General features: G+C 70.8%; 27 protein-coding genes, 1 tRNA gene and 1 pseudogene. 21 read left to right on the top strand and 8 right to left on the bottom strand.

Features of this window, described 5'->3' with window-relative positions:
* The 8 genes from ABZU32_RS15275 to ABZU32_RS15310 all read left to right on the top strand — a co-directional run.
* The coding region (locus ABZU32_RS15275; protein WP_354922238.1) for a sugar phosphate isomerase/epimerase family protein at positions 1 to 843 on the top strand (843 nt) is incomplete at its 5' end.
* 110 nt (positions 844 to 953) lie between these two features.
* Positions 954 to 2,105, top strand: a complete 1,152-nt coding sequence (locus ABZU32_RS15280) for an inositol-3-phosphate synthase (protein ID WP_354847990.1) — start codon at positions 954 to 956, stop codon at positions 2,103 to 2,105.
* Positions 2,102 to 2,950: an SCO3242 family prenyltransferase gene (locus ABZU32_RS15285; RefSeq protein ID WP_354922241.1), complete on the top strand. Its 849-nt coding sequence runs from the start codon at positions 2,102 to 2,104 to the stop codon at positions 2,948 to 2,950. Before ABZU32_RS15280 ends, ABZU32_RS15285 begins: the two co-directional genes overlap by 4 nt.
* On the top strand, positions 2,947 to 3,801 hold the full coding sequence (locus tag ABZU32_RS15290; RefSeq protein WP_354922244.1) for a sugar phosphate isomerase/epimerase family protein: 855 nt from the start codon (positions 2,947 to 2,949) through the stop codon (positions 3,799 to 3,801). Before ABZU32_RS15285 ends, ABZU32_RS15290 begins: the two co-directional genes overlap by 4 nt.
* A 128-nt stretch (positions 3,802 to 3,929) precedes the next feature.
* Positions 3,930 to 4,535, top strand: a complete 606-nt coding sequence (locus ABZU32_RS15295) for an EboA domain-containing protein (RefSeq protein WP_354922246.1) — start codon at positions 3,930 to 3,932, stop codon at positions 4,533 to 4,535.
* Entirely contained in the window at positions 4,535 to 5,422 is an 888-nt protein-coding gene (locus ABZU32_RS15300; protein ID WP_354922249.1) for a TatD family hydrolase, read from the top strand. The genes ABZU32_RS15295 and ABZU32_RS15300 overlap by 1 nt, the downstream gene beginning before the upstream one ends.
* On the top strand, positions 5,422 to 6,549 hold the full coding sequence (gene eboE, locus ABZU32_RS15305) for a metabolite traffic protein EboE (RefSeq protein ID WP_354922252.1): 1,128 nt from the start codon (positions 5,422 to 5,424) through the stop codon (positions 6,547 to 6,549). Before ABZU32_RS15300 ends, eboE begins: the two co-directional genes overlap by 1 nt.
* Positions 6,546 to 7,922: a nucleotide pyrophosphatase/phosphodiesterase family protein gene (locus ABZU32_RS15310; protein ID WP_354922255.1), complete on the top strand. Its 1,377-nt coding sequence runs from the start codon at positions 6,546 to 6,548 to the stop codon at positions 7,920 to 7,922. Before eboE ends, ABZU32_RS15310 begins: the two co-directional genes overlap by 4 nt.
* 115 nt (positions 7,923 to 8,037) lie before the next feature.
* Here the strand turns inward: ABZU32_RS15310 and ABZU32_RS15315 are convergent, their stop codons facing one another.
* Positions 8,038 to 8,406, bottom strand: a complete 369-nt coding sequence (locus tag ABZU32_RS15315; protein WP_354848012.1) for a PRC-barrel domain-containing protein — start codon at positions 8,404 to 8,406, stop codon at positions 8,038 to 8,040.
* Between the two features lie 173 nt (positions 8,407 to 8,579).
* On the opposite strand from ABZU32_RS15315, the gene ABZU32_RS15320 reads away from it, so the two are divergent.
* Positions 8,580 to 8,656, top strand: a tRNA-Lys gene (locus tag ABZU32_RS15320).
* Positions 8,657 to 8,766: 110 nt separating this feature from the next.
* Here ABZU32_RS15320 and ABZU32_RS15325 read toward each other — a convergent pair.
* Entirely contained in the window at positions 8,767 to 9,342 is a 576-nt protein-coding gene (locus tag ABZU32_RS15325) for a hypothetical protein (RefSeq protein WP_354922258.1), read from the bottom strand.
* A 221-nt stretch (positions 9,343 to 9,563) separates the two neighbouring features.
* A complete protein-coding gene (locus ABZU32_RS15330; protein ID WP_354922261.1) occupies positions 9,564 to 10,553 on the bottom strand; it encodes a YafY family protein in 990 nt (329 codons plus the stop codon).
* 93 nt (positions 10,554 to 10,646) lie between these two features.
* Here ABZU32_RS15330 and ABZU32_RS15335 point away from each other — a divergent pair, with 93 nt between their 5' ends.
* Positions 10,647 to 11,045 (top strand): VOC family protein, encoded by a 399-nt coding sequence (locus tag ABZU32_RS15335; protein WP_354922264.1) that lies wholly within the window; start codon positions 10,647 to 10,649, stop codon positions 11,043 to 11,045.
* Between the two features lie 115 nt (positions 11,046 to 11,160).
* Here the strand turns inward: ABZU32_RS15335 and ABZU32_RS15340 are convergent, their stop codons facing one another.
* From ABZU32_RS15340 to ABZU32_RS15350, 3 genes are all read right to left on the bottom strand, one after another.
* Positions 11,161 to 11,610 (bottom strand): hypothetical protein, encoded by a 450-nt coding sequence (locus tag ABZU32_RS15340; protein WP_354922267.1) that lies wholly within the window; start codon positions 11,608 to 11,610, stop codon positions 11,161 to 11,163.
* A gap of 304 nt (positions 11,611 to 11,914) precedes the next feature.
* Positions 11,915 to 12,091: a DUF397 domain-containing protein gene (locus ABZU32_RS15345; protein WP_354922270.1), complete on the bottom strand. Its 177-nt coding sequence runs from the start codon at positions 12,089 to 12,091 to the stop codon at positions 11,915 to 11,917.
* Complete coding sequence (locus tag ABZU32_RS15350; protein WP_354922273.1) at positions 12,079 to 12,885, bottom strand: helix-turn-helix transcriptional regulator; 807 nt, start codon at positions 12,883 to 12,885, stop codon at positions 12,079 to 12,081. Before ABZU32_RS15350 ends, ABZU32_RS15345 begins: the two co-directional genes overlap by 13 nt.
* 231 nt (positions 12,886 to 13,116) lie before the next feature.
* Here ABZU32_RS15350 and ABZU32_RS15355 point away from each other — a divergent pair, with 231 nt between their 5' ends.
* A complete protein-coding gene (locus ABZU32_RS15355) occupies positions 13,117 to 13,584 on the top strand; it encodes an ATP-binding protein (RefSeq protein WP_354922276.1) in 468 nt (155 codons plus the stop codon).
* An 86-nt stretch (positions 13,585 to 13,670) separates the two neighbouring features.
* Here the strand turns inward: ABZU32_RS15355 and ABZU32_RS15360 are convergent, their stop codons facing one another.
* On the bottom strand, positions 13,671 to 14,888 hold the full coding sequence (locus ABZU32_RS15360) for a threonine synthase (protein WP_354922279.1): 1,218 nt from the start codon (positions 14,886 to 14,888) through the stop codon (positions 13,671 to 13,673).
* 388 nt (positions 14,889 to 15,276) lie between these two features.
* On the opposite strand from ABZU32_RS15360, the pseudogene ABZU32_RS15365 reads away from it, so the two are divergent.
* The 9 genes and pseudogenes from ABZU32_RS15365 to ABZU32_RS15405 form a co-directional block, all read left to right on the top strand.
* Positions 15,277 to 15,975, top strand: a pseudogene (locus ABZU32_RS15365) (hypothetical protein); the annotation flags it as partial.
* A 288-nt stretch (positions 15,976 to 16,263) separates the two neighbouring features.
* Positions 16,264 to 16,455 carry a hypothetical protein gene (locus ABZU32_RS15370; RefSeq protein ID WP_354922282.1) on the top strand — a complete coding sequence of 64 codons (192 nt, stop codon included), beginning with the start codon at positions 16,264 to 16,266 and terminating at the stop codon, positions 16,453 to 16,455.
* Positions 16,452 to 17,510, top strand: a complete 1,059-nt coding sequence (locus ABZU32_RS15375) for an LLM class flavin-dependent oxidoreductase (RefSeq protein WP_354922284.1) — start codon at positions 16,452 to 16,454, stop codon at positions 17,508 to 17,510. The genes ABZU32_RS15370 and ABZU32_RS15375 overlap by 4 nt, the downstream gene beginning before the upstream one ends.
* A gap of 30 nt (positions 17,511 to 17,540) precedes the next feature.
* Entirely contained in the window at positions 17,541 to 18,671 is a 1,131-nt protein-coding gene (locus ABZU32_RS15380; RefSeq protein WP_354922287.1) for an LLM class flavin-dependent oxidoreductase, read from the top strand.
* 111 nt (positions 18,672 to 18,782) lie between these two features.
* Positions 18,783 to 18,917, top strand: coding sequence for a hypothetical protein (locus tag ABZU32_RS15385; protein WP_354922290.1), 135 nt, complete (start codon positions 18,783 to 18,785; stop codon positions 18,915 to 18,917).
* A complete protein-coding gene (locus tag ABZU32_RS15390; protein WP_354922293.1) occupies positions 18,914 to 19,783 on the top strand; it encodes an amino acid ABC transporter permease in 870 nt (289 codons plus the stop codon). Before ABZU32_RS15385 ends, ABZU32_RS15390 begins: the two co-directional genes overlap by 4 nt.
* Positions 19,780 to 20,541 (top strand): amino acid ABC transporter ATP-binding protein, encoded by a 762-nt coding sequence (locus tag ABZU32_RS15395; RefSeq protein WP_354922296.1) that lies wholly within the window; start codon positions 19,780 to 19,782, stop codon positions 20,539 to 20,541. The genes ABZU32_RS15390 and ABZU32_RS15395 overlap by 4 nt, the downstream gene beginning before the upstream one ends.
* Before the next feature lie 14 nt (positions 20,542 to 20,555).
* Positions 20,556 to 21,563 (top strand): ABC transporter substrate-binding protein, encoded by a 1,008-nt coding sequence (locus ABZU32_RS15400; protein ID WP_354922299.1) that lies wholly within the window; start codon positions 20,556 to 20,558, stop codon positions 21,561 to 21,563.
* Between the two features lie 74 nt (positions 21,564 to 21,637).
* On the top strand, positions 21,638 to 22,348 hold the full coding sequence (locus tag ABZU32_RS15405) for a GNAT family N-acetyltransferase (RefSeq protein WP_354922302.1): 711 nt from the start codon (positions 21,638 to 21,640) through the stop codon (positions 22,346 to 22,348).
* Here the strand turns inward: ABZU32_RS15405 and ABZU32_RS15410 are convergent.
* Entirely contained in the window at positions 22,271 to 22,729 is a 459-nt protein-coding gene (locus ABZU32_RS15410) for a helix-turn-helix domain-containing protein (RefSeq protein ID WP_354922305.1), read from the bottom strand. The two genes, ABZU32_RS15405 and ABZU32_RS15410, sit on opposite strands and share 78 nt — an antisense overlap.
* A 94-nt stretch (positions 22,730 to 22,823) precedes the next feature.
* Here ABZU32_RS15410 and ABZU32_RS15415 point away from each other — a divergent pair, with 94 nt between their 5' ends.
* On the top strand, positions 22,824 to 23,492 hold the full coding sequence (locus ABZU32_RS15415) for an NAD(P)H-binding protein (RefSeq protein ID WP_354922308.1): 669 nt from the start codon (positions 22,824 to 22,826) through the stop codon (positions 23,490 to 23,492).
* Positions 23,493 to 23,858 lie beyond the last annotated feature (366 nt).

Genomic DNA, 23,858 nt, shown 5'->3' on the forward strand with positions numbered 1-23,858 from the left:
AAGCTGGAGGTGCTGGACAAGCACGGGCTGAAGGTGTGGACGATCTCCAGTCACCTGGTCGGTCAGGCGGTGTGCGACAGTCCGATCGACGCGCGGCACCAGGGCATCCTGCCGGCGCGGATCTGGGGCGACGGTGAGCCCGAGGGGGTGCGCGCGCGGGCGGCCGAGGAGATCAAGGACACCGCCCGGGCCGCGGCCAAGCTCGGGGTGAACACCGTGGTCGGGTTCACCGGGTCGTCGATCTGGCACACGGTGGCGATGTTCCCGCCGGTGCCGCCGTCGATGCTGGAGGCGGGGTACCAGGACTTCGCCGACCGGTGGAACCCGATTTTGGACGTGTTCGACGAGGTGGGGGTGCGGTTCGCTCACGAGGTGCACCCGTCGGAGATCGCCTACGACTACCACACCACGGTGGCCGCGCTGGAGGCGATCGGGCACCGGCCGGCGTTCGGGCTGAACTGGGACCCTTCGCACATGGTGTGGCAGCAGATCGACCCGGTGAACTTCATCCTGGACTTCGCCGACCGGATCTACCACGTGGACTGCAAGGACGCCAAGGTGCGGATCGGTGACGGTCGCCGCGGCCGGTTGTCGTCGCATCTGGCGTGGGCGGATCTGCGCCGGGGCTGGGACTTCGTGTCCACCGGCCGGGGGGATGTGCCCTGGGAGGACTGTTTCCGGGCGCTGAACTCCATCGGCTACGACGGGCCGATCTCGGTGGAATGGGAGGACGCGGGTATGGACCGCCTGGCCGGCGCCCCCGAGGCGCTGGCCTACGTCAAGGCCCTCAACGCCATCACCCCGCCCACCGCCGCCTTCGACGCCGCCTTCTCCACCGAATAACCCCTCGCCGGGCGGCGGCCGCGCCATGACCGCCGCCCGCGCGAGCCCACCCCCCGTGCGCGCCGCCGTGCGCACCCTGCCGGTTGCGAGCCGACCGTGAGAGGAGACTGATGAGTACCGGAGTATGGCTGATCGGAGCACGAGGATCGGTCGCGGTCACCAGCATGATCGGTGCCCTGGCGGTGCGGGCGGGCCTGGCCGCACCGACCGGGTGTGTCCTTGAGTCGCCCGCGCTGCGGAGCGACGCCCTTCCGCGTCTCGGTGACCTGGTCTTCGGCGGCCACGACGTCTCCTCGGTCCCCCTGGACAAGAAGGCCGCCGCGCTGGCCGAGGCGGGAATCCTCCCGGCACGGCTCGCCGAGGCCGTGCGGGACGCGCTGTTCGAGATCGAACAGCAGGTGCGGCCGCTGCCCGTCGGCGCCACCCAGGCCGAGGTCGCGCGGGAGATCGGCGCCGACCTCGACACCTTCCGCCGGCGCCACCGGCTGGACCGGGTCGTCGTGATCAACGTGTCGACCACCGAACCCGCGCCGCCGTCCCACCCCGCCCACGCCGACCTCGACGCGTTGCGGGCCGCGCTGGACGGCCCCGACCCCGTCCTGCCGCCCAGCTCCCTGGCCGCCTACGCCGCACTGCTCGCCGGCTGTCCGTACGTCGACTTCACCCCCTCCACCGGCGCCCGCCTGCCCGCCCTCGACGCGCTGGCCCGCGCGCAGGGGCTGCCCTACGGGGGACACGACGGCAAGACCGGCGAGACGCTGGTCAAGTCCGTGCTCGCCCCGATGTTCGTCCAGCGCAACCTGAGGGTGCGCACCTGGTCGGGGATCAACCTGCTCGGCGGCGGCGACGGCGCGAACCTGGCCGAGCCGGCCGCCAACGCGGCCAAGTCCGCCAGCAAGCAGCGCGTGCTGGCCGAGACCCTCGGCTACCAGCCGCAGGGCGACACCCGCATCGACTTCGTGGAAGACCTCGACGACTTCAAGACCGCCTGGGACCTGATCACCTTCGAGGGATTCCTGGGCACGCGCATGCGCATGGAGTTCAGCTGGCACGGCTGCGACTCCGCCCTCGCCGCGCCGCTGATCCTCGACCTGGCGCGGCTGACCTCGGCCGCCCACCAGGCCGGGCGCGTGGGACCGCTCACCGAACTGGCCTTCTTCTTCAAGGATCCCCTCGGACAGGTCCCGCACGCCCTGTCCGACCAGTGGCAGGTGCTGCGCGACGCCGTCGCCTCCTACGGCGCGCCGGGCACGCCGCGATGACGACCCTGCGCGACCTGCTGGAGCTGGTCCGCGCCCCGGCCGCGCTGTCGGTCCCCGGCGACGTGGTCGCCGGGGCCGCCGCCGCCGGAGTGCTCGGCCGGCGTACCGCCGGCCTGGCCTGCTCCTCGGTCTGCCTGTACTGGGCCGGGATGGCCGCCAACGACTGGGCCGACCGGCACCTCGACGCCAGGGAACGCCCCGAGCGCCCCATCCCCTCGGGGCGGGTGACGGCGAACGCGGCCCTCGGCACGGCGGTGGGTCTCACCCTCGCGGGCGTCGCCGTGGCCGGGCTCGCGGGCGGCCGGCGTGCCCTGGCGGTCGCCGCGCCGCTGGCCGCCGCCATCTGGGCCTACGACGTGCTGGCCAAGGGCACGGCCGCCGGTCCGCCGGTCATGGCCCTGTGCCGCGGCCTGGACGTGCTGCTGGGCGCCAGCCCCGGGTCCCGCGTCGCCGCCGCGCTGCCGTCCGCCGCCACGATCGCCGCCCACACCTACCTGCTCACCGCGCTCTCCCACGGAGAGGTGTCGGGCACCAGTCCGAGCGTCCCCGCGGCGACCCTGGCGGGCACCGTCGCGCTCACCGCCGCCACCGTCCGCGGCAGCGCGAACGGGACGCAGCCCGCCCTCGCCGGCTGGTACGCCGCCCAGTTCGGCCTTCCCCAGGCGCAGGCCGTCGCCGACCCCTCGCCCGGACACGTCCGTGAGGCGGTCAGCGCGGGCATCGTCAGCCTCCCCGCCCTCCAGGGAGCCCTCACCGCGCGCGGCGGCGCCCCGCGCCTCGCCCTGCTGCTCGCGGCGGCGGCCCCGCTGGCCCGGCGCCTGGTCAAGAAGATCGCCGCGACATGAGGCTCGGCTACGGCACCAACGGCTTCGCCAACCACCGGCTCGCGGACGCCCTGGAGGTCATCGCCGGCCTCGGCTACCAGGGAGTGGCGCTGACGCTCGACCACTGTCACCTCGACCCGTACGCCGACGGGCTGGGACGGCGGGTGGCGGAGGTCGCCGACCGGCTGCGCGCCCTCGATCTGGCGGTGGTCGTCGAGACCGGTGCGCGCTACCTGCTCGACCCGCGGCGCAAGCACGCCCCGACGCTGCTCGACGACGACCGCGACACGCGGGTGGACTTCCTGCGCCGCGCCGTCGCGATCGGGGCCGACCTCGGGGCCGAGGCGGTGTCGTTCTGGTCCGGCATCCGCCCGGCCCATGTCGACCAGGCCGTCGCCTGGGACCGGCTGGCCGAGGGGTGCGAGCGGGTCGCCGAGACCGCCCGGGAGGCCGGGGTGACGCTCGGCTTCGAACCCGAGCCGGGGATGCTCGTGGAGACGATCGCCGGCTGGCGCCGCCTGCACCAGGCCCTGGGCACGCCGGACGGCTTCGGCATCACGCTGGACATCGGGCACTGCCGCTGCAACGAGCCCGATCCGGTGCCCGACTGCGTCGCCGGCGTCGCCGGGCACCTGGTCAACGTCCAGATCGACGACATGCGGCTCGGCGTGCACGAGCACCTGGAGTTCGGCGAAGGGGAGATCGACTTCCCGCCGGTGCTGCGCGCGCTCGACGACGCCGGCTACCGCGGCCTGGTCGCGGTCGAGCTGCCCCGCCATTCCCACGCCGCGCCCGCCGTCGCCGCGCGTTCGATCGACTTCCTGCGCGCCGCCCAGAAGGCGTCGCACGGGACGGAAGCAAGCCCGTCATGACGCCGCGACAGGCGCCGCGCGGGCCGGAAGGAGGCCCGTCATGACGCTGAGGCAGGCGTCGCGCGGGCCGGAAGGGAGCCCCTCATGACGCTGGGACCGGCATCGCGCGAGGCGGCGGAGGGTCCATCGTGACGCTGGAGGAGCGGCTGAGCGCCGCGCTGCGCGACGGATCGCCGGGAGAGTGGCTGGAGGACGCCCTGGCCGCCGCGGCCGAGCGGCCCGAGTCGATCGGCCGGTCCTTCGCCGCGGCCGGACGGCGCGTCGGCAGGCAGGCCCTGTCCGGGGCGCCCGGCTGGACGGCGGACGAGGCCGCGCGGGCGCTGCTGCTGTCCGCGCTGCCGCCCGACCGGCAGGCGGACCAGGCCGGCGAGCTCTACCGCCACGGCGACGCCGACGAGAAACGGGCCGTGCTCAAGGCGTTGCCGATGCTCGCCGCCGACACGGCGGCGGTGCCGCTGCTGCACGACGCGATCCGCACGAACGACACGCGCCTGGTCGCGGCCGCCCTCGGCCCGTACGCCCGCCACCTCGACCAGACGGCATGGCGGCAGGCGGTGCTCAAATGCGTCTTCATGGGCGTGCCGCTGACCGCCGTCGACCGGTTGGACGAGCGGGCCGACCACGAGCTGGCGGCCATGCTGGCCGCCTTCGCCGACGAGCGCGCGGCGGCAGGACGTCCCATGCCCGCCGACGCCGCCGCCCTCCTCGACCGCCTGACCCCCAAGGAGGCCTGATGCGCATCTTCGACCCGCACATCCACATGACGTCGCGCACCACCGACGACTACGCGCGGATGGCCGCCGCCGGAGTACGGGCCATCGTGGAGCCCGCCTTCTGGCTCGGGCAGCCCCGTACCAACCCCGGCTCGTTCGCCGACTACTTCGACTCGCTGCTCGGCTGGGAGCCGTACCGGGCCGCCCAGTTCGGCGTCGTCCACCACGCGACCATCGCGCTGAACCCCAAGGAGGCCGGCGACCCGCGCTGCCGGCCCGTGCTGGACCTGCTCCCGCGCTACCTGGACAAGGACCGGGTCGTCGCGGTCGGCGAGATCGGCTACGACTCGATGACGCCCGAGGAGGACGACGCCTTCGAACGGCAGCTCGCCCTGGCCGTCGAGTACGACCTGCCCGCGCTCGTGCACACCCCCCACCGCGACAAGGCCCGCGGCACCCAGCGGACCATCGAGGTCGTCGCCGCCTCCGGGATCGCGCCCGGGCGGGTCGTCGTGGACCATCTCAACGAGGTCACCGTCGACATCGTGCACGAGTCCGGATGCTGGATGGGCTTCTCCATCTACCCCGAGACCAAGATGTCGCCCGAGCGCATGGTGGAGATCCTGCGCAAGCACGGGCCGGACCGGATGCTGGTCAACTCCGCCGCCGACTGGGGCGTCTCGGACCCGCTGCTGACGCTGGAGACCGGCAGGGCGATGCTGGCCGCCGGGTTCACCGACGACGACGTCGACCGCGTGCTGTGGCGCAACCCCGTGGAGTTCTACGGCCAGTCCGGACGCCTGGACCTCACCGGCGCCGAAGACGAGTCCGGCTCCGTCGCCGGTTCCGTCGCCGGCTTCGACGAGCCCACCTTCGCCGGCAGCTCCATCAAACGCGGAGGCAGCTGATGCGGCTGCTCCACCCCTCGGGGACACCGCTGCACGTCGGTTACTGCACCAACGTCCACCCGGCCGAGGACCTCGACGGCATCATCGCCCAGTTCGACGCCTACGCCGTCCCGATCCGCGACCGCCTCGGCACCGACGTGCTCGGGCTCGGGCTCTGGCTGGCCGCGCCCGTCGCCGCCGCCCTCGCCGCCGACCCGGCGCTACGCGCCAGGCTCCGCGGGGAGCTGACCGCGCGGGGCCTTGAGGTGGTGACCCTCAACGGCTTCCCCTACCGCTCCTTCCAGGATCCGGTGGTCAAGCACGCGGTCTACCACCCCGACTGGACGACGCGGGAACGGCTGACCTACACCCTGGACCTGGCGCGCGTCCTGGCGGACCTGCTGCCCGACGATGCCGCCCGGGGCTCGGTGTCCACTCTGCCGCTCGCCTGGCGCGACCCCTGGGACGCCGCGATGGCCGGCCAGGCCGCACGCCGGCTCGACGAGCTCGCCGCCGGCCTGGCCGACGTCGAGTCCGCCACCGGACGGGTCGTGCGCGTCGCGTTCGAACCCGAACCGGGCTGCGTCGTGGAGACCACCGAGCAGGCCATCGCCCACCTGGCGGACGCCGACCACGACCGGCTCGGCGTCTGCGTCGACCTCGCCCACCTCGCCTGCGCCTGGGAGAAGCCCGCCGACGCGCTGCGCGCGCTGCGCGACGCCGGCCTGCCCGTCGTCAAGGTCCAGCTCTCCGCCGCCCTGGAGACCGCCGAACCGGAGGCGCTGCGCGAGTACGTCGAGCCGCGCTTCCTGCACCAGACGCGCACCCCCGCGGGCGAGGCCGCCGACGACCTCGACGAGGCCCTCGACCGGCGGCTGCCCGGGCCGTGGCGGGTCCACTACCACGTGCCGCTGCACGTCTCCCCGTCCGCGCCGCTCGCGGCGACCACGCCGCTGCTGCGCGAGGCGCTCGCCGAACTCGCCGGCGGTCCGGAGCCGCTGTGCGACCACTTCGACGTGGAGACCTACACCTGGGGCGTCCTGCCCGCCGCGTTGCGCCCGCAGACGCCCGGGCAGCTCGCCGAGGGCATCGCCGACGAGCTGGACTTCGTCCGCGCCGAACTTCGCCACCTGGGAGTGGAAGCATGACATCGTTGCTGGTCCTGGACGTCGTAGGCCTGACCCCGAGGCTGCTGGCCCACATGCCGCGGCTGCGCGCCGTCGCCGACGGCGGCTTCCAGGCCGAACTGGGCACCGTCCTGCCCGCCGTCACCTGCTCGGTCCAGTCGACCTTCCTCACCGGCGCGCCGCCCGCCGAGCACGGCATCGTCGGCAACGGCTGGTACTTCCGCGACCTCGGGGAAGTCCTGCTGTGGCGCCAGCACAACGCGCTCGTCGGCGGGGACAAACTGTGGCACGCCGCCCGGCGGGTGCGGCCCGGGTTCACGGTGGCCAACGTGTGCTGGTGGTACGCCATGGGCGCCGACGTCGACTGGACCGTCACGCCCCGGCCGATCTACCACGCCGACGGGCGCAAGGACCCCGACTGCTACACCTATCCGCCCGAGCTGCACGACGAGCTCACCTCGGCGCTCGGCGACTTCCCCCTGTTCACCTACTGGGGCCCGGGAGCGGGCATCGCCTCCTCCACCTGGATCTGCCGCGCCACCGAGCGCGTCATGGCCGCGCACAACCCGGACCTGACCCTGGCGTACCTGCCCCACCTCGACTACGACCTGCAACGGTACGGCCCGTCCGACCCGCGCTCCGCCGCTGCCGCCGCCGAGCTCGACGGCGTGCTCGCCCCCCTGCTGGACGCCGCGGCGGCACGGGGGACCACCGTCGTGGCGCTGTCGGAGTACGGGATCACCGACGTCTCCCGCCCGGTGGACATCAACCGGACGCTGCGCGCCGAAGGGTTCCTCCGCGTCCACACCCAGGCCGGCATGGAGTACCTGGACCCGTGGACCTCGCGGGCGTTCGCCGTCGCCGACCACCAGGTGGCGCACGTCTACGTGGCCGACCCGGCCGACGTCCCGGCCGTCGCCAAGCTCTGCGCGTCCCTCCCCGGCGTCGCCGAGGTGCTCGACGAGGAGGGCAAGCGGGCCCACGGGCTCGACCACTCCCGGTCGGGCGAACTGGTGCTGCTCGCCGAGCCGGACGCCTGGTTCACCTACTACTACTGGCTCGACGACGCACGCGCCCCGGACTTCGCCCGGCTGGTCGAGATCCACCGCAAACCCGGCTACGACCCCGCCGAGCTGTTCTTCGACCCCCAGGACGTGCTCGGCGCCAAGCGCCGGGCGGGGGTGGCGTTGCTGCGCAAGAAGGTCGGCATGCGCTACATGATGAACGTCGTCGGGCTCGACGCGGGCGCCCGCGCGGTGCGCGGCTCCCACGGGCTGCTGCCCAGGGACGCAGCCGACGCCCCGGTGCTCCTGTGCTCCGACCCCTCGGTCACCGCCGAGCGCTTCGAGGCCACCGACGTCAAGGACCTGCTCCTCCGTCTTGCCCTGAGCTGACCACCAGGCAGGCCTGCACGCGGAAGGGCCGCGCCGGTGCGGCGCGGCCCTTCACTGGCACCTTCACGGCACCTCGCGGTGCCGGGGAAGGCGATGGCCTACCAGTCGCGCATGCTTACAGGGTGGCTCCCGGCCCGAAGGGGAACCGGCCGTAGTACTCGCCGACCTGGTCGCGGTAGGCGGGCTCCTTGTAGCTCGCCTCGTCGAACTCCGGCGAGTCCTTGATCTCGTCCTTGGTGCGGCTGACGAAGACCTTCTTCTCCTGCGGGTCGATGTTGATGACCGTGCTCGCGGGGAGCATGACCTTCTTGCCGAAGATCCACGGTCCGGTGTCGACGATCAGGTAGCTCTCGCCGACCTCGTAGGTGGCGTCGTCCACGGAACCGATCTTGCCGTCCGTGGCCTCCACGTGATATCCGACCACGTCGAAGCTCTGATGGGCTCCGGTGACGGTCGGGCCGTAACTCCAAAGATCCTGTGCCATCTTCGTTCTCCCTTCGATTGTGCCGTCGGGACTCTTCGCCCTACCCGTCACTCGCCGGTGAAACATCGATGCGCGGACAGGACCGCCTCACCCGTAGGTAAGGCCGGCCTCGGCGGCCCCCGCGGCCGACGTCACGGGCACCCTCGCGTTTCCGCTAACCTGGACATGGTCACGCGCCGCTAGCTCAGTTGGTTAGAGCAGCTGACTCTTAATCAGCGGGTCCGGGGTTCGAGTCCCTGGCGGCGCACCACGGTCAACGCCGATGACCTGGGCATCCTCCACTTGAGGGAGGGTGCCCACAGTCATTTCCCGGCCTGTGCGGGTCGTCGTGGGCGCGCCGGCCGTCGTCTCGCACGAACATCAGCCCTCGAACGTCACGGTGGCGTACTGGTAGCGGGTCTTCCCGTTCTCGTCACCGCTGTGCGTGCGACCGGTCATCACCTGGTTGTAGCCCGCCTCCGTGATGTGGTTGCTCTCCTTGTACTCGCCGGTCCACGCCGGGGAGGTCAGCCGCACCTGCCGTCCCTGCCAGTAGAGGGCGGCGGTGCGGTAGCTCGTCTTGCCGTTCTCGTCGCCGGTGTGCCACCGCCCGACGAGCGCCTGGTCCGGCGGGGCGATGTAGCTGGACCTGCTCTCCGTCTGGCCGGGGGTCCAGTCCCCGAGATGCACCTGGACCTGCTCGTCGTTGATGAAGACGAAACCGCAGTAGTAGGTGGTCGGGCGGTTCTCGTCGCCGACATGTGAGCGGCCGGTGAGCACCTGGTTCGTCGGGCAGGTGACCTGGCCGTTCCACTCCCACACGGTCTCGGCGTAGGCGCGCTCGACCCGGATCGTCACCGCCGCCGCCGAGGCGGGCGCGGACATGGTCGCGGTGGCCGATACCGCGGCGGCGGCCATGACCGCGGCGGAGAACACCTTCGTGTACGTCTTCTTCATCGTCCCTGGTTCCTTCTCACTCGCGCCATCGCGTCCGCAACGGCGAGTCACCGAATGACAGAAACTGTGGCCCAGGCGACTTGGAACGGTCTTAAGGCCGACTTCCCCAGCATGCGAAAAGCGGAGGCCGCGCCTCACGGTGCATTCCGGGGCCGAGACAAGCCCGCCGGTGGGGAACACGTGCGCCGGCTGTGCGATCTCCTGACGTTGGTTCCTGGCTGTCAGGCCTGGCGGGCGTTGGACGCGAGGCGCTCGGCGAGCGCGATGACGAGGTCGCGCAGTTCGCCGGGGCGCTCGATGACGAACGGCCGGTCGAGTGCGGCGAGTGTCGGCGGCAACCAGTCGAGCCGCTCCACCCGTAGCCGGACGCGCAGCCAGCGGTCGGTCGCCGGGTCCTTGCCCGCCGCGGGCTCGTGCTCCTCCAGGCTCGCGACGCCGGCGGGAAGGTGGGCGCGGATCCGCTCGACCGTCCCGTGGATCCGCAAAATCACCTCATGCCGGTACTCGGCCGTGGCGAACCCTGACAACACACGGTGTGCCGGATCGGGACCCTTGGGCGCCTCGAAAGAGCCGGGCAGGGTCCGCGCGTCCGCGATGCGATCGAGCCGGAAGGTCCGGTCCTCGCCGATCTCGGGGTCGGTGCCCGTGACGTACCACCGGCCCGAATGGGCGACGATCCCGTACGCGTGCAGTGTGCGTTCGCTGCGCCGGCCGTCGCGGTCGGTGTACCGGATCGAGACCGGTCGGCGATGGCGTACAGCGTCGGCGATGGTGAGCAGGATTCCGGCGTCCGGGGTGGCGAACTCACGGGGCCGGTCCGTGAAGACGAGAGATTCCAGGAGTGTGTCGAGCCGGCGGGCGATGTGCGTGGGCAGCACACGTCGGATCTTGGCCGATGCCGTCTCGCTCGCCGTGTGCCCCGCCGCCGTCAACCCTGCTCGGCGGCCGGCGACCAGGCCGAGCAGCACGGCCAGCGCCTCGTCGTCGCTGAGCATCAGCGGAGGCAGACGGTACCCGGGGGCGAGCCGGTAGCCGCCGTAGCGGCCGCGCACCGACTCCACGGGCACGTCAAGGTCGATCAACTGGTCCACATACCGCCGCACGGTGCGCCCATCGACTCCGAGCCGGTCGGCGAGCTCGGCCACCGTCCGAGTGCCACCCGACTGCAGCAACTCAAGCAGTGTCAGCACGCGGCCGGTGGGTCGAGGCATGCGCACAGCCTAAGACGAATACCGGACCGATTCTGTCCCCTATTTCTCCTAGCCTGCGACGTGCAGCTACTTCGTCAGCCAAAGGAGATCACCGTGGACTTCGTCTCGATCCGCATCATCACCGGCGACGTCCGGCGCCTCGTCGAGTTCTACGAGGCGGCCACAGGGGTGTGGGCGATGTGGGCCACCGAGGACTTCGCCGAACTCAAGACCCCCAACGCCACCCTCGCGATCGCCGGCACCCGCACCGTCCCGCTGTTCGCCCCGGGCTCCGCCCGCCCCGCGGACAACCACAGCGTGATCACCGAGTTCCGTGTCGACGACGTGGACCGCGTGCACCAGAACCTGACCGGCCTGGTCACCGACTTCGTCACCGAGCCCACCACGATGCCCTGGGGCAACCGGTCGCTGCTGTTCCGCGACCCCGACGGCAACCTCGTCAACTTCTTCACCCCGGTCACCCCGGCGGCCATCGAGAAGTTCACACGTTGACGCCGGACACAGCCGCTCACGCGGGACCCCTGAGATCCCGATCGCGGCGACCGGCACGAAGCACAGGCGGACCCGCCCCTGCATTTCGTGGAACCGACGTCCTGCGACACCACGGCTAGCGGTGGGTGAGGTCGTACAGCCAGGCGGCCGCCTCGTGCGGTGCGCCGAAGCGGATCACGTTCAGGTGGGCGAAGCGGGGGTCGTGGACGAGGCGGTGGATGGCCGCCCTGCGGGCCGCGTGCTGGGACCAGGCCCACCAGGCCGGGTGGTCGCGGCGGAACCAGCCGGCCAGGGTCTCGCGGTTGCCGCCGAAGACCGGCTCGCGCAGCAGGGTCCGCCGCAGAGATCGGCGCAGAACCCGCGGCATGATCACGCTTCTGGAGTAGTCCAGCCAGACCACGGTGTCGGCGCGCTCCCACAGCAGCTCGCGCACCTGGGGGTAGCCGAAGGAGTCGAACACCCAGCCGGGCGAGGAAACGATGGCCGCCACCTTCGCCGCGAACCCGTCGTCCACGGCCCACCCGGGACCCACATAGTGCAAAGCGTCCATCTCGTGATACGGCACCGCGAGATGATCACCCAACACCCGCGCCATGGTCGACTTCCCGGCCCCACTGATCCCGACAACCAGAACACGACGCACCCAAGCACGATAAACCCCGCCCCCTGCTCAGGTGCCGCTGGATGTGCTCAACACCGGGACGGCAGGACCCACCGCCACCGTCCAACGACTGCCGCCACGCGCCGAACCTACGGCTCCCGCCGCTCATCGGGGTGCTGGAGTGTGATCGGCGCCGGGGCGGTGGGTCGTGGTACGGCGATGCCGGCGCCGCCGGTACGGCGGGGCACCCGCGAAGCTTCCTCACGTCTCAGCGTTTGAGGCCGGCCAGGAACGCGCCGAACGCTGCGGCGGAGGCGGTCAGATGCCCTTTCTCCGGGGCCTTGCCGTCCCTGATCGCCACCCCATATGACAGTGTCCCGATCTCGACGCACTCACCGCCGTTGGCAGAGCTGTAAGAACTCTTCCGCCACGTTAAGACGTCCATTCTCTTGCCACCTTCTCCATGAGTTCGATTGAAGCGTCCTGCGACAGGGCAGCGGCCCTGAGCATGTCGAAAATGCGCCTAAGCCGCACGATATCGTCCCGGTCCTCGATGACCTCACCCGCGATGGCGCTGTCCACGTAGGCGACATCATCGCCGCCGTCGAAGTTGGCGATGACGAATGGTCCGGTGAATCTGGCGCAGGCCGGCGCCCTGTTCGGAATGATTTGAATGATCACGTCTTCGCGTTGCGTCAGATCGGCGATATGCATCAGCTCATCGTGCATGATCTTCGGGCCGCCCGTGCCGTATTGAAGGGTGCTTTCGATGAGAAGCGCGACGATCATCGGTGGATCTTCTTTGAGTAGGACCTGCTGGCGCTCCAATCGAGCATTCACGAGTTCGTCGAGATCCGCAAGGTGGTTGCCGGCATGGAGTACTGCGCGAGCGTACGCTTCCGTTTGGAGGAGACCAGGGAAGACGTGCGCGTGGACGGACCACAGGGCGGTGGCTCGGCTTTCTATCTCGGGCCAGCGGCCGAACCACTCCAGCGGTACCGATGTTCTGACCAGATCCTCGCGGAACCTGACGAACAGGCCGTCCATCTCGAACAGCTCGTCCAGCCGGCTCAGGTGCTCCTGCGTGGGGACGCGTCGCCCGGTCTCCCAGAGTTTCACCAAGGATTCGGAGACGTAGAACTGTCTGGCGAGAGCCGTCCGGGATATCCCTTTCGCTTCGCGCGCGCGGCGCAATTCGCGCCCGAGGAATACTCCCGGCGTTCCGCAAGTGCCGGCCATTGGGCGTTACACCTCGTTACACGTCGGTGGTCCGGGGTTGCGCCTGCGGCGTAGCCGTGGTTCCGCTGCCTTCACCATGCCACGTGCGCAAGCCTGACGGTAGCCCCTTCGGGTGGCCGGCCAGGCCGAGATCGCACCCCCGGAATCTCGGCCTGGCCGACGAATTGAGGCCGACCCGCGATTGGAGTCGGCGCCGTGGCTGGTCCCTGAGTACGTGGACAGGTGCAATCTATGACAAAGCCAATTGCCATTCCTCCGAACCCGGAGCGTCCGGCGACAGGGAACCTGTTAGGGGTTAGGGAGTTGTCCGGTCATCCGGAATCGGCCGGGATCGCCCGTCGGTTCGTGGAATCGAAGCTCGGCCCGGAGCATCCGGCCCTGGAGACCGTGACGCTGCTGGTGTCCGAGGCGGTCACCAACTCGGTGGTCCACTCCGACTCCAGGGACGGTGGACGGATCACGCTGGCGCTGGCGGACTTCCATCACTTCGTGCACGTCGACGTCACTTACGCCGGAGGTGAGACCGTCCCGCAGGTGGGGGGAGAGCTGTGCGCCGAGGGCGGCCGGGGTTTGCTCCTCGTGGACGCCCTCTCGCGGAGGTGGGCGGTCTGGGAGCACGATGCCGGCCGGACCCTGTGGTTCCAGGTGACGTACACGCGCGATCCGGACGACTCCGTGGCATCTTCCGCGTCAGTGTGACCTGAGCCGACCTGCCGCATCGGATGGGGATCGAGAAGCACCGCGCCACCCGGTTCACCCATCGAGCGTTCCCGGTCGCGGTGGGGTCAGGACAGGTGGGCGTCCACGGGGAGTACGGGGGCGTCCACTTCGATGGTCTGGGGGTATTTGATGCCGGCTCCGGTGTTCAGGACGACGACCTGGTCGTCGGGGGCGATCCAGCCTGAGGCGCGGAGCTTGCGGGCCGCGGCGAACGCCGCCGCGCCCTCCGGGCAGACGAAGGCGCCTTCGAGGGCCGCCACCTCGCGGAGTTCGGCCAGCAGTTCGGCGTCGGTGACCGTGACCGCGGTGCCCGAGGTCGCGGCCAGGGCCCGCAGGATGAGGAAGTCGCCGAGCGGCTTCGGAACATTGATGCCGAAGGCCACGGTGCGCGCGCCGTCCCAGTAGCGGCTCTCGGGTTCCCCGCTCTCGAAGGCGCGGACGATCGGCGCGCAGCCCTCGGCCTGCACCGCGACCAGCCGCGGCAGCGGCCCTGCGATCCAGCCGAGCTCGCGCAGTTCCGAAAGGGCCTTGTGGATGCCGATCAGGCCCACTCCGCCGCCGGTCGGGTAGAGGATCACATCGGGCATCCGCCAGCCGAGCTGCTCGACGATCTCGATGCCCATGGTCTTCTTGCCCTCGATGCGGTAGGGCTCCTTGAGCGTCGAGGCGTCGAAGACCCGGCCGCCGGAGGCGGCGACCAGCTCGCCGACGATCCGGCCGGCGTCGCTGATCAGGCCGTCGACCAGGTACAGGTCCGTCCCCGAGGCCACGCACTCGCGCCGGGTGATCTCCGGCGCGTCCACCGGCATGACCACGGTGGCGGCCAGGCCGGCCCGGGCGCCGTACAGCGCCCACGCGGCGCCGGCGTTGCCGTTGGTCGGCATGGCCAGCCGCTCGACGCCCAGCTCGGCCGCGCGCGACACCCCGACCGCCGCGCCGCGGGCCTTGAACGAGCCGGTGGGGATCAGCCCTTCGTCCTTCATCAGCAGCCGGGGCACCCCGATGCGCTCGCCGTAGCGCGCCATCTCCAGCAGCGGCGTCATCCCCTCGCCGAGGCTGGTGACCGACCGCGGGTCACGGACCGGGAGGAGCTCGTGGTAGCGCCACAGGTCGGGGGAGCGCCGCGCGAGGTCGTCGGGGGAGACCGAGGACCGGACGGCCGCCAGGTCGTAGCGGGCCAGCAGCGGGGACGCGCACCGGGTGCACAGGTTCTGCGGCCGCTCGCTGTCGTGCTCGGCTCCGCACCGGCCGCACTCCAGGTGGGACAGATGGCTGAAACTCAACGCGCGCTCCCTGGCTGCTCTCGAGTGGGGGACGTGCCCGCGACAGGGCCGCGGGTACGTGGGGTGCACCAAGAGGTCATCGGTTTCCGGTCGTCCCATTATCGCCAGGGGTGGTGGACGGGAGTTCCCGGGGTGCGTCCCGGCTCCGGCGGCGCGCTGGAAACTTTCACAGGCGGACGCGGGCGTTCATCTTCTGACCTGGACTGTCGGAAAGGTTTTCACTGCCGCGTTGCCTCTGGTGGCGGCCGAACCTACGGTGACCCCACTCCACGGCGAATCCGGTCACCGATCAAGTCGAAACGCCGTCGAAGCGCTTCGACGGTGATTTCGACGGGGTTACGGCGAATCCCGCCGGGCCGGACGCCCGGCGACACGACGGCAGGAGAGGAAGATCATGCTCAGGACGTCACGCCTACTCGTCTCGGTGTCGATGCTGGTGGCGCTCGTCGGCCTGCTCGCCACCCCGGCGCAGGCGGCGACCTGGTCCTCCACCGACCGGTGGGGCACCTGGACCAACGGTGGCTACACCCTCTACAACAACATCTGGGGCAACGGCGCGGGCCCGCAGACCATCTGGGCCAACAGCTACGGCAACTGGGGCGTGTGGGCGAACCACCCCAACACCGGCGGGGTGAAGTCCTACCCCAACGCCACAAGGAACGTGAACCGGCGCATCAGCGCGCTCGGCAGCGCGAGCAGCAGCTTCAACGTCACCGTGCCGAACGGCGGCGCCTACACCACGGCCTACGACATCTGGTGCGACGGCCACACCTACGAGATCATGCTGTGGATGAACAAGTACGGGCCGGTCGGCCCGCTCGGCTCGCGGCAGACCAGCGTCTCGGCCGGCGGCCACAGCTGGGACGTCTACCGCGGCTCCAACGGCTCCAACCAGGTGTTCTCGTTCGTCCGGCAGGGCAACACCAGCTCCGGCACGGTCGACATCAAGGCGATCTTGACCTGGCTGCGCGGCAACAACTGGTTCGGCGACGTGACCTTGGGCGACGTCCAGTTCGGCTACGAGATCACCTCCTCCAGCGGCGGCATGGACTTCCGCACCAACAGCTTCTCGGTCTCGGCGAACTGACCGCGCGACCGGCTGATCCCGCGATCCTCTGACCGCGCGATCAGCCGGCACGGTGCGGGGATCCCGGGCGTACGCCCACCGGTGCGGGTACCGCCGTTCGCTCGGGACAGGTGTCCGCGAGCGGCTCGGCGAGCCACCGGAACCGGGTGCCGGTGCCGACGCCGTTAAAGCCAACTATTTAGGTAGGTATAGACAGATATGCGGGAAGCGGCATAGCCTCCGGCCAACGGCCATCGATCGGCGGAGGGGCCATCGTGGCGCCCTTCGATCCGGAGGTGGTCAATGCCGATGTCCGATTCGTTTCCCGCGCCCCAGCTCGCCGTCGCGCTCGACGGGGCCGGCCGGCATCCGGCCGCACGGCGCGCGCCGCGGGCCAGGGAGCTCTTCACCGCCCGCTACCGGTCCGACCTGGTCACGGAGGCCGGGCGGGGCCTGGCCGAGCCGCGGCGGACCGGCGAGGACAGAGGGGACGGCTCGTGAGATTCCTGCTGATCACCCTGATCGTGCACGCGCCGGATCCGGTGACCGGGGTGCGCAAGCCGACCTACGAGCGCTTCTGCGAGGTGCTCGACAACGCCGTGCTCGCCGAGGAACTCGGCTTCGACGGCTTCGGCGTGGGGGAGCGACATGAACGGCCCTTCATCTCCTCCTCCCCTCCGGTGGTGCTGAGCCACATCGCCGCGCTCACCTCCCGGATCCGGCTCTTCACCGCGGTCACCACACTGAGCCTGCTCGACCCGGTCCGGGCCTACGAGGACTACGCGACCCTCGACCACCTCTCCGGCGGCCGGCTGGAGCTGATCATCGGCAAGGGCAACGGCACCGCCCAACGGGAGCTGTTCCACGTCACGCCCGAAGACCAGTGGGACCGCAACGCCGAGGGTTACGAGCTGTTCCGCCGGCTCTGGCGGGAGGAGAAGGTCACCGCCACGCCGCGGTTCCGGCCGAGCCTCACCGAGGCGGAGGTGTGGCCCCGGCCGCTGCAACGGCCGGTCCGCGTCTGGCACGGCAGCGCGACCAGCCGGGAATCGGTCGACCTGGCCGCGCGCTACGGCGACCCGCTCTTCTCGGCGAACGTCAGCAACCCGATCGAGCCCTACGCCGAACTGGTCCGCCACTACCGCGAGCGGTGGGCCGCCTACGGTCACGATCCGGCCGCCGCCGTGGTCGGGGCCGGCACCGCCGGCTACTACGCCGACCACCGGTCGCAGGACGCCCTCGCGGCCTACCGGCCGGTCTTCGAGGGGACGCTCGCCTTCCAGCGGCGACTCGGGCTGGAGCCGGTCTTTCCCACCCTGGAGGACTTCGTCGAGCGCAGCTCCGCCCTGATCGGCAGCCCGCAGCAGATCGTCGAGAAGGTCCACCGCTACCACGAGCGTTTCGGCCACAGCGTCATGCACCTGCACGCCGACGCCGACGGCCTGACCGACGCCCAGCACCGCGCGTCACTGGAGCTCTTCCAGTCGGACATCGCGCCGGTGTTACGCAAGGAGATACCGGACCCGCCCTGGGAGTGGGGGCCGGTCACTCCGTAGCCCGTTTCCGCCTTCGTAGAAGGGTGACACATGGCCACCATCCCACTGGCAGTGCTCGACCTGGTGCCGATCTCCTCGGGGTCGACCGCCGCGCAGGCCCTGCGTAACAGCATCGACCTGGCGCGGCAGGCGGAACGCTTCGGCTACGCCCGCTACTGGTTCGCCGAGCACCACCTCAACCCGGGGGTCGCCGGGACGTCGCCCGCCGTACTGCTGGCGCTGACCGCGTCGGCGACCTCGACGATCCGGATCGGATCCGGCGCGGTGCAGATGGGCCACCGCACGGCCCTGTCGACGGTCGAGGAGTTCGGGCTCATCGACGCGCTGCACCCGGGGCGCCTGGACCTCGGTCTCGGCCGGTCGGGCGGGCGGCCGGCCGAGACGGCCCGGGAACCGGCGCTGGTGTCCGGCGCCACGGTGGTCGACGGCCGGGCGCCGAACGGGTTGCCGATCCCGCCGAAGTTCTCCTTCGCCCATCTGCTCGCCTCGCCGCGTTTCGCGCTGCAGAAGACGCTGCTGCAACTGCCCGGCGCGCGGTCGCAGGACTACACCGAACAGGTCGGCGACATCCTCGACCTGCTGCGCGGCACCTACCGGTCCCCGGAGGGCGAGGAAGCGCATGTGGTCCCGGGTGAGGGCGCGCAGGTGCAGCTCTGGATCCTCGGCAGCAGCGGCGGCGAGAGCGCGAACGTCGCCGGCGCGAACGGCCTGCGGTTCGCCGCCAACTACCACGTCAGTCCCGGCAGCGTACTGGAGGCGGCCGAGGGCTACCGGGCCGCGTTCCGCCCGTCCGCGGAGCTGGACCGGCCCTACGTCAGCGTCTCCGCCGACGTCGTCGTCGCCGGGACCGAGGCCGCCGCCCGCGAGCTCGCCGCGGGTTACGGGCCGTGGGTGCGCAGCATCCGGACCGCCGAAGGGGCGATCCCGTTCCCGGCCCCCGCCGAGGCCCGTGCCATCCCGTGGAGCGAGGCCGACCGTGAGCTGGTCGCCGACCGCGTCGACACCCAGTTCGTCGGGACCGCCGGGCAGGTCGCCGACCGGCTCGAACAGCTTCAGGAGGCGACCGGCGCCGACGAGCTCGTCGTCACCACCATCACCCATGACCACAAGGACCGGGTGCGCTCCTACCGGTTGCTCGCCGAGGAATGGCACCGCCGGTGAGATGGCCGGGTGGTGGTGATAAAAACCTACTAAACAAGTAGGTCTTGACGGGAACATCGGGCTGTGTTGAGGTGAAACCGTCTACCTCGCCCCCCAAGGAAGGCGGCATCCATGCCCGTCGAGTTTCTCGGTATCGGCGGGACCAACGACGGCTCCGAAACCGCGCCGCGCTCCGGTCCCTCGTTCGACAAGCAGGACACACTCCGTCTCGCCCGGGCCGCCGCGCTCAGCTCGGTGGGAGCATGACGCTCTCCGGCACCCGGACGGCGCCGGGCGTCCAGCGGGACGAACTCCCGCCGAAGGTCGTCCCGACCCGTCATCCGCTGCGCTGGGCGTCGACCGCTCTCGTGCTGCTCCTGCTCGCGATGGCGGCCAACTCGCTCGCCACCAACCCCGCATGGGACTGGGGGATCGTCGGACAGTACCTGTTCGCGCCCTCGGTCCTGCGCGCGGTGGGACTCACCCTGGAGCTGACCGGGTTCGGCATCGTCCTCGGATTCGCCCTGGGCACCGTACTGGCCCTCATGCGCCTGTCGCCCAACCGGCTGCTGTCGTCGGTGGCCTGGGGCTACGTCTGGCTCTTCCGCTCGGTACCACTGATCCTGCAGTTGCTGTTCTGGTACAACCTGGCGCTGCTGTATCCCCGCCTGTCGTTCGGGGTCCCCTTCGGGCCCGGGTTCTTCGCCGTCGGCACCATGGATCTCATCGGGCCGCTGACCGCCGCCGCCCTCGGCCTGGCGCTGCATCAGGCCGCGTACGCCGCCGAGATCGTACGGGGCGGGCTGCTGTCGGTGGACCCGGGCCAGCGGCAGGCCGCCGCGGCGCTGGGCATCCCCCGCGTGCGCCGGCTGTTCCGGATCATCCTGCCGCAGGCGATGCGCACCATCGTGCCGAACGCGGGCAACGAGATCATCGGCCTGGTCAAGGGAACGTCGGTCGTCTACATCATGGCGCTGCCCGAGCTGTTCTACCAGGTGCAGGTGATCTACATGCGCAACGGCCGGGTGATGGCCCTGCTGCTGGTGGCGGCCGTCTGGTACCTGGTCCTGACCACGGTGCTGTCGGTCGTGCAGTACTACGTCGAGCGTCACTACGGCAGAGGGCGCTCATGACGGCGATGGTGGAACTGCGCGACGTGCACAAACACTTCGGCCCGCTGCACGTGCTGCGCGGAGTGAGCCTGAGCGTGCGGCAGGGCGAGGTGGCCGTGATCCTCGGCCCGTCGGGCTCGGGCAAGTCGACGTTGCTGCGGACGATCAACCATCTGGAGAAGGTGGAGTCGGGGACGGTCGAGATCGAGGGCGAGCTGCTCGGCTACAGAAGGTCGGGCGACCGGCTGCACGAACTGCACGAGCGGGAGATCCTCCGGCAGCGGACGCGGATCGGTTTCGTCTTCCAGAACTTCAACCTCTTCCCGCACCTCACCGTGCGGCAGAACGTGGCCGAGGCGCCGCTGTCGGCACAGAAGCGGTCCAGGGCCGAGGTCGGGATCCTGGTGACCCGGCTGCTCGACCGGGTTGGCCTGGCGGACAAGGCGGACGCCTACCCGCGCACCTTGTCCGGTGGCCAGCAACAGCGGGTGGCCATCGCCAGGGCGCTGGCACTGGAGCCCAAGGTCGTGCTGTTCGACGAGCCGACCTCGGCGCTGGACCCCGAACTCGTCGGCGAGGTCCTCGAAGTGATGAAGGACCTGGCCCGCACCGGCACGACCATGCTCGTCGTCACCCATGAGATCGGCTTCGCCCGCGAGGTGGCCGACACGGTCGTCTTCATGGACGCCGGCCGGATCCTCGAACAAGGACCCCCGTCCCAAATCCTGGACGATCCGCTGCACGAACGCACCCGCGCCTTCATCGGCAAAGTCCTCTGACGCTAGGAACCATCATGCGCTCTTCTCCCAGGTGGGCCGCCTCCGCCGTGCCCGCGATGCTCCTGGCCCTCGCCGTCGCCGCGTGCGGCGCCGAGCCGACCGACGCCGCCAAGGGCGCCGCCACGAGCGCCCCCTCCGGTGCGAACGCCGCCGCCGGAGGCGACAGGAAGATCAACACCGGTCCCGACCAGAACCGCGTGCGCGCGCGGAAGGTCGACTCCATCGCCGCGCAGGTGCCCGCCGCCATCGCGGCGGACGGCAGGCTCGCCGTCGGCCACAGCGGCCAGGGCGCTCCGCCGCTGGGCTTCCTCGCCGACGACGACACGACGTACATCGGCGTGGAGACCGACATCGCCCAGCTCGTCGCCGACGTCCTCGGCCTGGAGGTTAAGCAGGAGATCACCTCCTGGGAGAACCTCTTCGTGGGCGCGAAGTCCGGAAAACTGGAGGTCGTCTTCAACAACGTCACGGTCACCGAGGAGCGCAAGGACATCTACGACTTCGCGACCTACCGCGTGGACCAGCTCGCCTGGCAGGTACCCAAGAGCAGCCCGATCACGTCGATCAGCAAGCCCGCCGACATCGCCGGGTTGCGCGTCTCCGTCGGGTCGGGAACCAACCAGGAGAAGATCCTCCTCGACTGGGACGCGCAGAACAAGGCGGCCGGTCTCAAGCCGGCCGAGATCCAGTACTACACGGCTTACGGCGACGCCCTGCTCGCGCTGAAGTCAGGACGCATCCAGGCGTACTTCGGGCCGAATCCGTCCATCGCCTACAACGTCACGGTGAGCGGCGACTCCCGGATCGCCGGCACCGCCTCGGGCGCCGGTCCTGATCTGCAGGGCCTCATCGCGGCGATGACCAAGAAGGACAACGGCCTGGTCAAGCCCCTCAACGAGGCGCTGAACTCGGTGATCAAGGACGGGAAGTACAAGGAAGTGCTCGACCGCTGGGGCCTGGGCAACGAGGCGATCCCCGAGTCGCAGATCAATCCGCCGGGCCTGCCCCGCCAGTCGAGCTGATCGAGGACGAACATGCCTGTGACATCGCTGATCACCGGGCCCGCCCCCGGCGCGGTCGTGGCCGAGGTGACCCGGTGACGCATCCGCTGGACAACCCCGCATGGGCCTCGCTCACCGGGCCGCACGCGCACCTGGCCGAAGTACGCGGCGCCGTCCGGCGCTACCCGGCGGACATGTCTCCCTTCCTGGCGGTCGGAAGCGAGCCGTCCGCCGCCGACTGGGACGACATCGCCGCGTTGTCGGGCCCGGGCGCCGTCGTGTCCGTGGCCGGCGCCACGACCTCACCCCCGGCCGGCTGGGAAGTGGTACAGGTCATTCCAGGTGTCCAGATGTCGGGCGCCGCGGTGTTCGGCGCACCCGACGAGGAGGCCGTACGGCTGACCGCGGCCGACGTGCCCGAGATGCTCGACCTCGCCGGACGCACCCAGCCGGGCCCCTTTCTCCCGCGCACCATCGGCCTCGGCACCTATCTCGGCATCCGCCGCGGCGGCACGCTGGTCGCCATGGCGGGTGAGCGGCTGCACCCGCCCGGCTGGACCGAGATCAGTGCCGTCTGCACCGACACCGCGTTCCGAGGTCAGGGCCTGGCCACCCGCCTGGTGCTGGCGGTCGCCGCGGGCATCCGGGCACGAGGGGAGATCCCGTTCCTGCACGCCGCGGCGAACAACACCGGCGCGATCCGCCTGTACGAATCGCTCGGGTTCTCCCTACGGCGCAGGCCGTCGTTCAACGCTCTCCGCGTCCCCGCGAACGAGGTGGTCGGCGCCTCCCGCACGCGACCCTGAGAGCTCCCCGCGCGCCCGCGAGGCGTCGTGCGCCTCACGGGCTTCGAGCAGCATCGGGAGGTGGTCCTCGCTCCAGGCGCGTGCGGCCGCGATCAGGGTCAGCAGGCTGCGTCCCAGTGCCGTCAGCTCGTATTCGACCCGCGGCGGGTTCTCGTCGTACGCGGTGCGGGTGACCAGCCCGTCGCGCTCCATCGCCCGCAAGGTCTGAGTGAGCACCTTCGGGGTTATGCGGCGCAGTGGTGCGCGCAGCTCGGTGAACCGCCGTCGGCCACCTTCCAGGCAGAGCACGACCATCGCGGTCCACTTGTCGCCGATCTGTATCGGCATCGCACTGGACGGGCAGACGGGGTCGAACAGATGCGGATCCAAGGGCTCGGCCATGGACGTGAGGCTATCCCAGTATCTTTGAGGTAACGAGTATCCAGTGGATACCGTGCTGTCCGACAGCGATACACGCGAGCCGGACAGGAGTGGCATGAGTGACATCGTGATCTTCGGAGCGGGCGGCCGGGCAGGACGGGCGATCACGGCCGAGGCGCGTGAGCGGGGACATCGCGTCACGGCCGTGGTCCGCGATACTGACAAATATCGCGACATCGCCGCAGATGGCGTCCGGCTTGTCCGGGGCGACGTCACGGACGCCGAAGCGATCTCCTCGATCGCGCCCGGACATGACGCCGCGGTGCACGCGGTGAGCCCGTTCTCCGGCCCCGAGCAGGGCTTCACCGACCTCGACCCGCACTTCTTCGTCAAGGCCGCCGACGCGCTGCTCCACGGTCTGGCGGAAGCGCGCGTGCCGAGGCTCGTCCTGGTCGGTCTGTTCGCCAACCTCAACGACGCCCATGGGCGCCCGCTGATGGACGACCCCTCGGTCTTCCCCGCTGAGATCCGGCCGTTCGCGCTCGCGCACACGGCCGGGCTGGACAGGCTCCGGGCGGCCAGGGACACGGTCGTCGACTGGCTCATGCTGACCCCGCCCGCGCTGCTGGACGCGACCGGGGCGAGGACCGGGCGGTACCGGATCGGAGGCGAGACCGTGCCGTCGGCGTCCGCGCGACTGTCCTACGCCGACCTCGCGGTGGCGGTGGTGGACGAGCTCGACACGCCCCGGCACCACCGCGCCCGCGTCTCGGTCTTCGACTGAGTGCGCCGTGCACGAACGTCCACCGGCTCGGACGCCGTAACAGGCGCCGGCATCGCCGTACCACGCCCCGCCGCCCCGGCGCCGATCACCTCCAGCACGTGGCCGGGGGTGGAGGGCCGAGTCGGGTGCGGGTGGGTGCTCACCGCGCTCAGGACCATCCGCGAGCGGCCTGGTTCGTGCGGATGGTTCCGGGTTTGCACTTGGCCGGTCGTTCTGCCGGGGTGGAGGGCCGAGTCGGGTGCGGGTGGGTGCTAACCGCGCTCAGGGCCACCCGCGAGCGGCCTGGTTCGTGCGGATGGTTCCGGGTTTGCACTTGGCCGGTCGTTCTGCCGGGGTGGAGGGCCGAGTCGGGTGCGGGTGGGTGCT

The sequence above is a fragment of the Sphaerisporangium sp. NPDC005288 genome, assembly GCF_040607475.1.
Lineage (GTDB): Bacteria > Actinomycetota > Actinomycetes > Streptosporangiales > Streptosporangiaceae > Sphaerisporangium > Sphaerisporangium rhizosphaerae.